This window comes from Clostridium sp. USBA 49, assembly GCF_900167505.1.
In the GTDB taxonomy this organism is placed as follows: Bacteria; Bacillota; Clostridia; order Clostridiales; family Clostridiaceae; genus Clostridium_AT; species Clostridium_AT prolinivorans.
This window is the reverse complement of record NZ_FUYD01000005.1, coordinates 122,455-135,158: the sequence shown is the minus strand read 5'-3', so window position 1 is coordinate 135,158 and position 12,704 is coordinate 122,455. Positions and strand designations below refer to the sequence as shown.

12 protein-coding genes are annotated in these 12,704 nt (G+C 27.3%); 1 reads left to right on the top strand and 11 read right to left on the bottom strand.

What is annotated here, in order from left to right:
* Window positions 1-217: 217 nt before the first annotated feature.
* The 6 genes from B5D11_RS06905 to B5D11_RS06880 all read right to left on the bottom strand — a co-directional run bounded on the left by B5D11_RS06905 (window position 218) and on the right by B5D11_RS06880 (window position 6,560).
* Window positions 218-1,309 carry a DUF871 domain-containing protein gene (locus tag B5D11_RS06905; RefSeq protein ID WP_078682317.1) on the bottom strand — a complete coding sequence of 364 codons (1,092 nt, stop codon included), beginning with the start codon at window positions 1,307-1,309 and terminating at the stop codon, window positions 218-220.
* A 174-nt stretch (window positions 1,310-1,483) separates the two neighbouring features.
* On the bottom strand, window positions 1,484-4,150 hold the full coding sequence (locus B5D11_RS06900) for a sigma-54-dependent transcriptional regulator (protein ID WP_078682316.1): 2,667 nt from the start codon (window positions 4,148-4,150) through the stop codon (window positions 1,484-1,486).
* 23 nt (window positions 4,151-4,173) lie between these two features.
* On the bottom strand, window positions 4,174-4,473 hold the full coding sequence (locus tag B5D11_RS06895) for a hypothetical protein (RefSeq protein WP_078682315.1): 300 nt from the start codon (window positions 4,471-4,473) through the stop codon (window positions 4,174-4,176).
* 41 nt (window positions 4,474-4,514) lie between these two features.
* Window positions 4,515-4,826 (bottom strand): PTS lactose/cellobiose transporter subunit IIA, encoded by a 312-nt coding sequence (locus B5D11_RS06890; protein WP_078682314.1) that lies wholly within the window; start codon window positions 4,824-4,826, stop codon window positions 4,515-4,517.
* A 102-nt stretch (window positions 4,827-4,928) separates the two neighbouring features.
* The gene (locus B5D11_RS06885) at window positions 4,929-6,230 is read right to left on the bottom strand and encodes a PTS sugar transporter subunit IIC (RefSeq protein WP_078682313.1); all 1,302 of its coding nucleotides are present in this window, start codon (window positions 6,228-6,230) and stop codon (window positions 4,929-4,931) included.
* A gap of 21 nt (window positions 6,231-6,251) precedes the next feature.
* Window positions 6,252-6,560, bottom strand: coding sequence for a PTS sugar transporter subunit IIB (locus B5D11_RS06880; protein ID WP_078682312.1), 309 nt, complete (start codon window positions 6,558-6,560; stop codon window positions 6,252-6,254).
* Between the two features lie 284 nt (window positions 6,561-6,844).
* Here B5D11_RS06880 and B5D11_RS06875 point away from each other — a divergent pair, with 284 nt between their 5' ends.
* Window positions 6,845-7,483, top strand: a complete 639-nt coding sequence (locus B5D11_RS06875; protein WP_078682311.1) for an MBL fold metallo-hydrolase — start codon at window positions 6,845-6,847, stop codon at window positions 7,481-7,483.
* Window positions 7,484-7,584: 101 nt separating this feature from the next.
* On the opposite strand, the gene B5D11_RS06870 is transcribed toward B5D11_RS06875, so the two are convergent.
* From B5D11_RS06870 to B5D11_RS06850, 5 genes are all read right to left on the bottom strand, one after another.
* Window positions 7,585-7,947, bottom strand: coding sequence for an ArsR/SmtB family transcription factor (locus tag B5D11_RS06870; protein WP_078682310.1), 363 nt, complete (start codon window positions 7,945-7,947; stop codon window positions 7,585-7,587).
* 63 nt (window positions 7,948-8,010) lie between these two features.
* Window positions 8,011-8,751 carry an OmpA/MotB family protein gene (locus tag B5D11_RS06865; RefSeq protein ID WP_078682309.1) on the bottom strand — a complete coding sequence of 247 codons (741 nt, stop codon included), beginning with the start codon at window positions 8,749-8,751 and terminating at the stop codon, window positions 8,011-8,013.
* A gap of 20 nt (window positions 8,752-8,771) precedes the next feature.
* Entirely contained in the window at window positions 8,772-9,557 is a 786-nt protein-coding gene (locus tag B5D11_RS06860) for a motility protein A (RefSeq protein ID WP_078682308.1), read from the bottom strand.
* A gap of 467 nt (window positions 9,558-10,024) precedes the next feature.
* The gene (gene nrdG, locus B5D11_RS06855; RefSeq protein ID WP_078682307.1) at window positions 10,025-10,549 is read right to left on the bottom strand and encodes an anaerobic ribonucleoside-triphosphate reductase activating protein; all 525 of its coding nucleotides are present in this window, start codon (window positions 10,547-10,549) and stop codon (window positions 10,025-10,027) included.
* A 3-nt stretch (window positions 10,550-10,552) separates the two neighbouring features.
* Window positions 10,553-12,673, bottom strand: coding sequence for an anaerobic ribonucleoside triphosphate reductase (locus tag B5D11_RS06850; RefSeq protein WP_078682306.1), 2,121 nt, complete (start codon window positions 12,671-12,673; stop codon window positions 10,553-10,555).
* Between the last annotated feature and the right edge of the window lie 31 nt (window positions 12,674-12,704).

The window sequence follows — 12,704 nt, the reverse complement described above, 5'->3', positions numbered from 1 at the left end:
TCAAATTTTTTATTAAATTTTTAAGTTTATTATTATTAATTTGTTATAATCTGCTAATACACCACTATTTTTGTTAATAACTCAACAAAAATAATTAAAAACACTGATTTAAAATGATGCTAATATTATAAAAATTTTAGCACATTTTTATAAACGATTTCTAATTTGATTAAATTTTAGAACAAAATTTATATAAAATAATTTATACTTATAATAATTAATTATTATTTATACAAAATCCAAATTTTTGCCATGGTTTAATATAATCTAATAAAAATATTTCTTCTTTTATAATTTTCCCAACTACATTTGTCTTGCCAGAGTTTTTCATATCATTTAATGCAATTTGAAGTTCTCCAGCATAATGATCATAAAGTGAAGTATCTATTAAAATATCGCCTCTTTTTATATCAGGGGTATTAAATGGTATAAATTTATGTTCTTTGTATTTAACTCTGCTTTGAGTTGAACGAATTAAATATTCAGAGACATCCCCTCTATTAAAATGAAGTTCTTCAAAAATTATTTTTTTCTCAATTTCTGGTATATTATCCACAAGTTCTACATCAAAAGTAAGTTTCTCTTTATTTATACTGCTTAATTTTTTTAATTCTTTTTCTGAAGCAAAAGCATTTGCTATTATTACATCATCAATTAATCCACTTGCAAATAGGTGTTTTACTTGTACACTTAAAGGCATTTTTCTGTGCATTTCCAAAGTACATAATCCTTCTTTTACAGGCCATGGTCCAAAAGTTGCATCATTAGATGATACAAAAGCTGCAGTTCTTATACCATACTGTTTAAACTGTTTTGTACAGTTTATAAAATGCTCGTAGCTTAGTCCTGAATATCTATGAGGATAAAAATTATGACATCCCAAAAGTTTTTCCGTATTAGGCATATAACTCATTATATTTTCTAAATATTTAGTACCACTGCTCATATTTATTTCTATATTTAGTCCGTATTGATTAAAAGTCATAAGTGATTCCTCTAAACCTGTATAACCTATATCTAATCTTATACCATAAACCCCTAAATCATTAAAAAAAGATAGCTCATTATAACTTATGTTTAGTGATTTAAAAACTTTTGGACTTACATCTGCAATTACCTGCATTCCAAGATTGTTAGCCTCAATTATAACATTTTTAAAGTCTTTAACTATTTTTTCTTTATTTCCTTCTACAGATAAAAGACATGTAAAAACTCTTTTAAAGCCATATTTGCTTGCAAGATTTAAATAAGCTATATTGTCCTCCATAGATGCATGTCCTGGATAAACTGAAATTCCTAATTGCCTCATATTATACCTCCTCTTAGTCCATAAAATTTTAAAGTGCAACTTTTTTTTAGCTCAAGTTACAACAATTACATTATTGTAATTATGATTTATACTTCATTCACAAACACTACTATGATCATTCTTTTTCATCGAAAGAATGATCTTATTTGTTAAAATTTTCTTAATTTTAACACTTTAAAGATTTATAATAATTTCTACTATATTTCCAATATCATCTTTAGAAAAATTAATACTTAATTTTTCTTCAATACTACTTAAATCCTTTTCTATATAATTAAATATATCTTGATATCTTGCTAATATAATACTGAGATTTTTGCACTTATCTCTTTCCTCTCTTATTATAAGCTTTTCTATTAAGCATCCAATATGCATAAATAGCCCTTGCATTTTTCCCATATCTATTGGTATATTAAATTTATGTTTTACTTTTAAAATAAGCCTTAATAAAGTATCAGCTATAAAATTATACTCTGGAATATTTAAATAATCCTTATATACAACTTTTATATTTTTTAAAAAAGTTTCATATTTTTTATTATCTTCTAAACTTTCACAAGCAAACTCTTTGAAAAATTTGTCCATAGATATATAATCTATACCCGGTATTTTTAAATCAAAAGCACTTATTATGTATACTATATTTCTTTCTTTTTTTATATTTTCTACAGTAATCTTAAACTCTTCTTTATTTTTTATGCTTAAATTTATAACTTCGTACCTATTTTTTGAAAACTTGCTATATATCATATCTTTAAGCTTTTGTGCTGTTCCTTCTCCTGTAGAACAAACTGTTATAATAACGTCTTTTTTAGTTTTTATATTTTCATCTAAAAAATTTCCTAAAAATCTGCTTTCTAAATCTACTGATCTTACAATTTCATCTAAGCTTGCATTCATAAGAGCTTTTCTTGTTGCTTCAATTACTGTAGCTGTTGTAACCATATCAACGGCTCTTACTTCAATACCTGTATCATTTTTTATAATTTTATCAAAAAATTTAAGAGATCCCATATCTACTAAAAGAATAACACCTTCACCTTGATTAATTTGTTTAACTAAATTTTCAATTTTATTAAGTGCATTTTCAGGTTTCATAGAAAGTGGCATATCAAAGCCTACTGCATGATTAGTATTTAAAAGCTGATTTGTTACTTCTACTATAGATGTTGCAGTACTATTTCCATGCATGGCAACAAGCACAGCTACCTTGCCATTAGGTTCTTTAGTATCAACTGCAAAAAACATAGTTATAAAGCCTATTTCATCTATAGGTACTATAATCCCATATTTTTCTTCAATTTTTTCTGCTAAATTCATAGCAAGTTTAAATTCATCTGGATATTCTTTTCTTATTTCATCAATTCTAGGATTTTCTATAATTCTATTTTCTTTAAGTCTTCCTAAAAATGTATCTATATGAATTAATAATCCTAAAAATGTATTTTTAGTTATTTTTCTATTAAGCTTATATTCAGCTAAATACATAAAATTATTTAAAAAATTGTATAAATCATTATTAACTATCCTTTTTATATCATCTTCTTTTTCATAATCACATATACTCTCTAAATAATTTCCTATAAATTTTTCTACTTCATTGGATACTTTATTCTTTATTTCATCTTCATTTAAGCCTTTATTTTTAAGACTTTCTGTCCTATTTTCTATAAATTCATAAATATTTTTTGATAAATTATATTTATCTTCAATATCTTCCTCTTTTAAGCTATCATTTGCTTTTATAATTAATTTTAAATTTTTTCCTTTTACTTTTTTAGATGCCAAAAGTTCTGCTCTGACTTCATTTGAAAAATCATCAATTTTTACCTTTACTACATCATCTTTAAACATACTCCTTAAAAATGCTTTAGCACTTGCGATTTGTATAAGGCTTTTTAATTCTCCAATATTATTAGGGCAATCATAATTTAATAATGCAATTAATGTTTCTTCTGAAACTTCTATCTTTTTTGATATTCTATTAGATTCTTCTTCAAAAAAACTTTTAATAAGGCTTAGTCTTTCTTCAATTGTTCTCTCCTTTAAACTTGGAAGAGATATTGTAACTGGAATTCTTCTTGTAAAAGTCTTAAGTAATGTTGAATCGATATTTTCAGTTGTTGCACAAATTATCATTACATTTATGCTTATTTCTTTTGTTTCCCCCAATGGAGTATATTTCCCTTCATCTATAAGTCTAAAAAGCATCTCTTGTCCCTCTGGAGGCAGTCTATGGACCTCATCTAAAAATAAAATGCCATCTCTAGCTTTTTCAATTATTCCATTTCTATCTTCATTAGCTCCTGTATAAGTTCCTTTTTTTACTCCTAAAAGATGAGAAACTAAAAGTTGAGGATTATTTGCATAATCTGCACAATTAAAAACAACAAATTTTTTATTATCTTTTATTACATTTACTTCTAATGCATATTTAAACATAGATTTAGCGAAAAAAGATTTCCCAACTCCAGTTTCTCCTACAATTAGAGTATGAAGTCCTCTTGGTGGATATACAATTGCAGCTTTAGCAAGTGATATTTGATGTTTTAAACTTGAATCTTTACCTATAATTGAATCAAAAATAGAAATATCTTCATTAAAAATATTGATATTTTTAGATGAATTTTTATATTTTATAAAATATAAAACAGGCCTTCCTTTGTTTTTATCTATAATTCCTTCTTTATAAAGCTTTGTAAGCTCTCTAGCTACATTGCTTCGTTGCATATTAAGTTTTGAAGCTATTTCTTTAGCACTAAATCCTTTTATAGTTCCTGTTTTATCGAATTCTTTTAAGCACATTTTTTTTAGTGTTTCATAGACTATTTTGTATTTCATAAATAATCCCGCCTTAAAACTCTCTACTTCTTTTTATATTTATCATCAAAATTTAAAATGCCTTTGATTTTATTATTTTCTAATTTTATTCTCGTAGTTTCAAAAAACATTATACACATTACTATAAATATTATATAAATAATATTCATAACTATATTATCTATATTTTTAAATATTAAGGATGGTACAATAATTACTAAAAAAGCACTAAGTCCTATAATCCATCTATTTACATTAAATTTTTTATTTATAAATTTTGTAATAAAAATAGAAGCTAAAAATAGTATAATAAAAAATAATATATATATAATTTTAATAAGCATTAAATTTGCCTCCTATAACAAATTATAAATTACTAAAAAATTTATTTAGAATAAATTAATCCAATCATATCTACCATCTGTTCAATAAGATTTTTTTCAGAAATTGCTGTCATTAGTTGATCTTGAGCATGTACCATAAGAAGTGACATATTTAAATTTTCTCCATTTATTTCTTTTTGAATAAGTTTTGTCTGAGTATTATGAGCTAAATCAAGTTCTTTCTGAGATTTTTTTAAAAGTTCTTTAGCCTTTTTTATTTCATTTTGTTTAGCTGCTTTTAAAGCATCGTAAGCAATACCTCTTGCATCACCACAATGTGATATTATTTCAAAAATTTCTACTTCTTGTTCCATTATATTACCTCCGCTAAAGTAATTTAAAGCTATATTTTAAAATTTAACAATAGCACCTTAATGTTTTATTTATCATAGGTGCTATTGTTTTTAATTAAGTTTTTATCCTCTTTGTTCTTGTTCTTCTTTTATCATTCTTTTTTCATAAATTTTGAAAAATGGATAATATATTAAAGCTACAACTATTATATTTATAATAACTAAAATCCCCGCCTTTAAATCTCCACCTGTTGCAAATATTGCTCCTATTGGAGCCGGCAATGTCCATGGTGCTAAAACATATACCTTTGAAACTAAACCAATAGCTGTTGCTATATAAGCTATTACACCTGCTACAACAGGTCCTAAAATAAATGGTATAGCAAGTATTGGATTCATAACTAACGGGGTACCAAATATTAAAGGTTCATTTATATTAAATATACCAGGAATTATAGAAAATCTTCCAACCCTTTTTAAATACTCTGATTTAGAAAAACACATTAATATCGCCAAGCTTAAAGTAGCACCTGCTCCTCCTATCCATATAAACCATTGAAAAAAAGGTTCTGGAGCAATATTAGGTAATGCCTCACCAGCTGCCACAGCTTTAGTATTGGCTTCAAGCAATACAAGCCATACTGGCCTTACAATAGAACCTATAACAGACATACCATGAATACCTGCTGTCCAAAGTAATGTTATAAATATTACAGGTATTAAAACTCCACCAAGACTGTTGCCCGCCACATTAACTAATGGTTTAAATATATTCATTATTACCTTTTGAATATCAAAATTAAGCCAAACTCTTATAAACCAAATAACTGTAATTATAATCGCAGCTGGAATTAATGCTTCAAAAGATCTAGAAACAGATTCTGGAACCTGTTCTGGCATTTTTATTGTAACATTATGTTTTTTTAAAAATCTTAAGGTTTCTACTGCAAATATCATACAAATAATAGCTACAAACATTCCTGCTCCACCTAGGTTAGCCATAGGTAATACCCATCCTAATGGTGTTCCCCCTTTAACTCCTGCTTTAGTTGCTTCATTTATGAAAGTATCTATATTAACTGGTATAGTAGCTAAAAGAAATGCTGAAAGTGATAAAACTCCACCACTTATTCCATCTAATTTGTAAGATTTAGCTAAACTATATCCCATACCATAGGCTGCATAAACAGACATAAGTCCCATAGTTAATCTATATGGAATCATTAATTTCCAAGCATTAGGTGCAATAGCATCTGCCCATGCTTTTATAGGAGGTTGCGCAATAATTAAAAAGAATGAACCAACAATAATTAATGATAATGTAGAAATAACTCCATCTCTTATTGCTTTTAAATGTCTTTGCTCAGAAAGCTTTGCCATTGGAGGCATTAATTTTTCCTCAATCCATTTTAAAAATTTTTCCATAAAAGAACCCCCTTAAAAATTTTATTTTTTATATTTTTTTATTTGTTCAAGAACTTTTGGTACTCCTATTGGAGTATATCCCATTGGCGCAACAAGTTCTATTGGTACATTAAAAATAGCAGCCTGCTCTTTAAAATTATCCATCCTATGTTTAACTTGTGGAGCAACCAATACTAAGTCATAGTTCTCTTTTTTTAGTTCATCTTCAAATTCACCTGTTCCAACAGCTTTTATGTCTAAATCAATTCCTTTTTTACAAGCTTCTTGTTTTATAGCTTTAACTACTATTGCACTAGACATTCCACCTGAACAAACCATTAATACTTTCAATTTAACTCCTCCTTTTTAATTATGTATAATTATATTTTTATATATTTTTATAAAGCAAATATCATACCAATTTTTTAAAGTCTTATAACTCAAATTTTTTATATTAGTGTATCTTACTGTATATTATTTGATACACTAATTAAATTGCCTTTTGATACACTTTTATTAAAATAAGAATTAATAAAATTTTATTTAAAAATATTTTTTGGCATTTATGAAATCGGCTTTTAGGGTATAATATAAAGTATGTTGTATTTTAATATTAATAAAGGGGTGTTTTTATTATGGAGATAACATGGCTTGGACATTCTTCGTTTTTGATTAAAGATTCGAAAGGAAGAACTCTTTTAACAGATCCTTTTGATGAAAGTGTAGGTTATAAAGTTTTTGAAGGTCATGCAGATGTTGTTACTATAAGCCATCATCATTTTGATCATGATTATATAGAAAAAATAACAGGAAATCCTGCTATTTTAGATAAAGTAGGTTTTTTTAATTTATGTGATATTGATATAAAAGGTATACCATCTTATCACGATAATGTTGAAGGAGCTAAAAGAGGAGAAAATATAATATATGTTTTTAAAATGGATGATTATAGAATTTGTCATCTTGGAGATTTAGGGCATGTACTTTCTGTACATGATGCAGATGCTATTGGTGAAATTGATATTCTTTTTGTACCTGTAGGAGGAAATTTTACCATAGACGGTAAAGAAGCCGCTGCTGTATGTAAGCTTTTAAATCCTCATATAGTTATACCTATGCATTTTAAAACTTCTGCTCTTACTTTCCCTATAGAAGGAATTGAAAATTTTCTTGCTCATATGAAAAATGGGGAAAATATTCATAGTACAACTTTAAAAATCGAAGGAAATCTTGAAGATAGAAATATAGTTAAGATTTTAGATTTTAAAAAATGAATAAATTTTTTATTGCTTTTAATTTATTCATTTTAATATAAAATTAACTATTAAGCCTAACACTTTTTAAAAATAATAAGAAGGAGATTTTCTCCTTCTTATTATTCATGTTCAACATGTGAAAGCGCTGAACTAAATATACTTTTTATATGGTCATCATCTAAAGAATAATATACTACCTTTCCTTCTTTTCTAAATTTAACAAGTCTGGCAGCTTTTAATACTCTAAGCTGATGAGATATAGAAGACTGACTCATTCCTAAAAGTTCTGCAATATCACATACACATAACTCTTTTATTAAAAGTGCGTATATTATTTTTATTCTTGTATAATCACCAAATACTTTAAAAAGTTCTGCAAGTTTTATAAAAGTATCATCTTCCAACATATTTTCTTTAACACAAGCTACACAATCTTTATGTATCTCCGTACAATTACATACTTCTATTTCATTACTTTTCATAGTACACCTCAAAGTGAAAAATATTTTTAAAAATATTATATTACTAATAAGTATTTACTGCAACTATGATGCTTTTCCATTTTTTATAGTAACTTCTATTCTTCTATTTTTCTGCCTGTTTTGTGCATTATCATTCGGTGCTATTGGTTTATGCTCTCCAAACCCCATAATTTCAAACTTTTTTGGATCAAGCCTTTTATCCTCTGGGAGTTCTTGAGTAAAATATCTTACAACACTTATAGCTCTTTCAGTTGAAAGTTCCCAATTATCTTTAAATTTACTATTTGAAATAGGTACATTATCCGTATGACCTTCAATTAATATTGTGTTATTATGTTCTCTTAATATATCGGCAAGTTTTTCTAATGTACTTATAGATTCACTTTTTAATACCGCTTCCCCTGAGTCAAATAAAACTTTATCTTTAAATCTTAAAAGAACTCCTTCTTCAACTTGTTCAACTTGTACATCTTGAGATAAACCTTTTTTATCTATAAGTTCTTTTACTTTTTTATATATATCATTCATCTCTTGCTCTTGCTGAACATCTATTGCATTATAAATATCTAAATTAGACATTGAATCTCCAGCACTGCTTTCAGGATTTATACTCCCTGATTGACCTATAATTCCCATAGAATTAAAAGCTGCAATAACCTGTTTAAATTTTTTATTATCTATAGTTGACATAGAGTAAAGCAAAACAAAAAAGCAAAGAAGTAATGTAACTAAATCGGCGTAAGTATTAAGCCATTCTCCACCGCCTTCATCATCATCATCTATATTAAAATTATCATCTGCCATAACGCTACCTCCTTCCTTTATTATTCTTGTTCTTTGTTATTTTTTGTTTCTATATTTTTAGCAGTTTTATCGTCTAAGAAAGAAAGCATTTTTTCTCTTATAGTATTAGGATTTTCTCCAGCTTGAATGCTTAAAAGTCCCTCAATAATCATTTCTTTTTGATAAATTTCTTCTTCTGTTTTTGCTTTTAATTTTTTTGAAGTAGGTATAAATACTATATTTGCTAAAATAGAACCATAAAAAGTTGTAATAAGAGCAACAGCCATTTGAGGTCCTATAGTAGAAGGATCGTCTAAAGTTTTAAGCATATTTACTAATCCTATTAAAGTACCAATCATACCAAATGCTGGAGCAAGAGCTGCACCTGCATCAAGCATAGCTCTATTACTTTTATGTCTATTTATAATACCTTTGATTTTTAATTCCAAAACATTTTTTATAGTTTCTGGTTCTGCTCCATCTACTATCATCATCATTCCCTTTTGAATAAATGTATCTGATATAGATTGAATAGTATCCTCTAAAGACAATAATCCCTCTTTTCTTGCTTTCATTGACCATTCTACTAAATTATTTATTATTTCTTCATTATCTACTTTTGTTTCCTTAAATAATATTGCAAATAATTTAAAAAAGTTTTTAGCATTTTTGCCTTTAGCAGTTATTAAGAGGGTTCCTATAGTTCCGCCAACAGTTATATATACTGAAGGTAAATCTAAAAAAGTTAATAGTGAGCCACTTGATAATATTCCATAAACTGTAAATCCAACTGCTAAAAGCATTCCTATAATTGAAGTTAAGTCCATAGTTTTCCCCCTTGCATTTTTCAACAATTTTGTATATTCTACATATTATTATCGTAACAGAATATATTTTCTTTAGTATTTGTCGATTTGTAAATAAAAATAGAAACAAGTTCATTTTAACCTTATAAACGAACTTGTTTCTACAGCTTTTACCTGACAGATGAGAGTTATTGCTGTGCTAAATATAACATAAACTTTAAATATATAATTTAGCAAAATAATAATCCAAGAAGGGAATATCTTTTATCTGACCTGTGAGGATTATTATTCTGCTAAAGATATCATCTCAAACTTTAAATATATAATTTAGCAAAATAATAATCCGAGCAAGGAATATCTTTTATCTGACCTGTGAGGATTATTATTTTGCTAAAGATATCATCAAACTTTAAATATATAATTTGGCAAAATAATAATACAAACAGGGAATATCTTTTATCTGTTTGTATTATTATTTTATTATAAACCTACACTATATCTAAAGCTACAACTTCTAAACTCTCAATACTCTCTCTTACATCTATTATTCTTTGATTTGAAGAACCTCTAAATTTAAGCCCTTCTTCTTTTTTATCTTCCTCAAACTTCCCATCTACTAATACATCTATATATTTTAAAAGCTCACTCCAGCCCTTTCTTTTATGTTGATTTTCTAAAATATATTCAAATGTATAACCAGTATAGCACCATATATTTAAGCCCATTTTTTTTACTTCTTTTGCTATATAAGCAAATTTATCTGCTTGTTCGAATGGTTCTCCCCCTGAAAATGTAACACCTTTTAATAAAGGATTTTTTCTTATATCTTCTATTATATCGTCCATATTAATTAATACCCCATCCGTATAAGAATGAGTATGAGGGCTAAAGCAGCCTTTACAATTATGAGGACAGCCTTGGCTAAAAAGCACCCTCCTAAGTCCCGGTCCATTGACTAAACTTTCTTTTAATATAGCTGCTAATCTTATTTTTTTATCTTCCAACACAAACATCCCCTAATTTAAAACATCAGAATATATTTTTTTATGATCATCTTCATGAGATATTCTGTCCGCTCTCTCTGCTACCTTTCCTGCCCCAAATCTTTCATCTAAACTTAAATACCCAGTTACTCTAGATATACCTTGTATATTTAAACTCCCACACTTACATACTTGTTCTCCATTTTTTAAATAATTCCCGCAATCTCTGCAATATCTAATATGAAAATTTATGCCAATATAACTTATATTAGTATTTTTATAAGCATAATTTAATATATCCATAATTACATCATCTGTAGGATAATCATCAAGTTCAATATAACTTATATGCCCTGCATTACAAAGCTTATGATAAGGAGCTTCTATGTCTATTTTATCTTTTATAGATATAGGAAAGTTTACAGGAATATGATAACTATTTGTATAATAATCTTTATCTGTTACTCCTTTTATTTCACCAAATATTTTTTTGTCCTGAACTATAAATTTTCCACTTAATCCTTCTGCAGGAGTTGCATAGCAAGACCAATTAAGCTTAGTTTCCTGTGTAAGCTTGTCTGTATAATTTCTTATATGCGATACTATTTTTAATCCTAATTTTCTTGCATTTTCATCTTCACCATGATGTTTACCAATTAAAGCAATAAGTGTTTCTGCAAGTCCAATAAAACCTATTGACCAAGTGCCCTGTTTTAATATAGGTTCTATAGAATCCTCCAGTGAAAGTCCTTCTGATCCTTTCATAAGTCCTTGACCTGCAACAAAAGGTAAGTCCTTTACCTTAAGCCTTTTAAGAACATCATATCTATGCATTAAAGATTCCCTTGCTAATTCTAATTTGCTATCTAAAAGCGAAAAGAACTTATCTATATCCCCTTTAGCTAATATGCCTAATCTTGGAAGGTTTATTGTTACTGGAGCAATATTCCCTCTACCTTTAACTCCAGGTTCACCATTTACATTTGACATTAAATAGGTTCTGCACCCCATTGTAGCTGGCATATATCCTTTATCGTAATATTCTTTATTAAAATCAGCATCTATGTTCATAAATGTTGGGTTCATACGTTTAGATGCAACCCTGCAAGCTAACTTAAATAAATAATAATATGGATCGTTAGGTTCTCTATTTACTCCTTTTTTAACCCTAAAAATTATGTTAGGGAATATTGGTTGTTCACCTTTACCTAATCCTTTTTCGTATTCTTCAAGAAATGTTTCACAAATTAAAGCAGCATCCTTACTATATGGTATTCCCAAATTTATAGAAGAAAAAGGAACTTGTGAACCTGCTCGTGAATGCATAGTATTAAGATTATAAACTATTCCCTGCATTGCCTGATGTACAGTTTTTATAAGCTTTTTTTCTACTGCTTCTTCAAGCTTTTCTCCTTCTAAACCAAACTGTTTTAATTCCTCTCTTATCTCTTGTCTTGTAGGTTCTACAAACACAGCCATATCATTATCAAAGTCAGGATGGGATTGCCCTCCAAACATATCATTTTGTGTTGACTGCAATAATATACAAGAAAGTTCTGCTGCTGATTCTATTCTCTTTGGTTTATTAATAGTACCATATCCAGTATTAAATCCTCTTTCTAAAACTTCCTTTGTTGGTATATGTAAACAATTAGTAGTTAAATTATATGAATCTAAATCATGGAAATATAAATCTCCATTTTCATGTGCCTTAGCTAAGTGTTTTGGCATCATAGCTAAATTATGCCATTTATTTGATTCACTTGCTATTCTTAAAAGTTTTGAACTAAAATTATTGCCAACATTAGCATTATCTCTATCCGTTTGTATACCAATTTTCTCTATAGCTTTCATTAAGTCAGATTTAATTTCTCTAACTTTATTTCTCTCTTTTCTATAATTGGAATATGTATTTTTTAAAATTTTATGATTACTTTTAGAAAGTACATCTTCTACTATGTTTTGTATTTCTTCTACTGCTATTTCTTCTTTATTTAAATTTTCTATTTCTTTTATAGCTTTTTTAGTAAGCTCTATAATTTCACTTTCTTTTATATTATAAGCAATTTCTTCTGCGGCTCCTTTTATGGCATTAGTTATTTTTATAGAATTAAACTCAACCCTTCTACCATCTCTTTTTACAACATATAGCATTTTAAAACCTCCCAATATACAACATATTGTC

Coding starts and splice junctions, on each gene's coding strand:
- B5D11_RS06905 (WP_078682317.1), bottom strand. CDS start 1,309: ATGAGGCAATTAGGAATTTCAGTTTATCCAGGACATGCATCTATGGAG.
- B5D11_RS06900 (WP_078682316.1), bottom strand. CDS start 4,150: ATGAAATACAAAATAGTCTATGAAACACTAAAAAAAATGTGCTTAAAA.
- B5D11_RS06895 (WP_078682315.1), bottom strand. CDS start 4,473: ATGCTTATTAAAATTATATATATATTATTTTTTATTATACTATTTTTA.
- B5D11_RS06890 (WP_078682314.1), bottom strand. CDS start 4,826: ATGGAACAAGAAGTAGAAATTTTTGAAATAATATCACATTGTGGTGAT.
- B5D11_RS06885 (WP_078682313.1), bottom strand. CDS start 6,230: ATGGAAAAATTTTTAAAATGGATTGAGGAAAAATTAATGCCTCCAATG.
- B5D11_RS06875 (WP_078682311.1), top strand. CDS start 6,845: ATGGAGATAACATGGCTTGGACATTCTTCGTTTTTGATTAAAGATTCG.
- B5D11_RS06870 (WP_078682310.1), bottom strand. CDS start 7,947: ATGAAAAGTAATGAAATAGAAGTATGTAATTGTACGGAGATACATAAA.
- B5D11_RS06865 (WP_078682309.1), bottom strand. CDS start 8,751: ATGGCAGATGATAATTTTAATATAGATGATGATGATGAAGGCGGTGGA.
- B5D11_RS06860 (WP_078682308.1), bottom strand. CDS start 9,557: ATGGACTTAACTTCAATTATAGGAATGCTTTTAGCAGTTGGATTTACA.
- nrdG (WP_078682307.1), bottom strand. CDS start 10,549: ATGTTTGTGTTGGAAGATAAAAAAATAAGATTAGCAGCTATATTAAAA.
- B5D11_RS06850 (WP_078682306.1), bottom strand. CDS start 12,673: ATGCTATATGTTGTAAAAAGAGATGGTAGAAGGGTTGAGTTTAATTCT.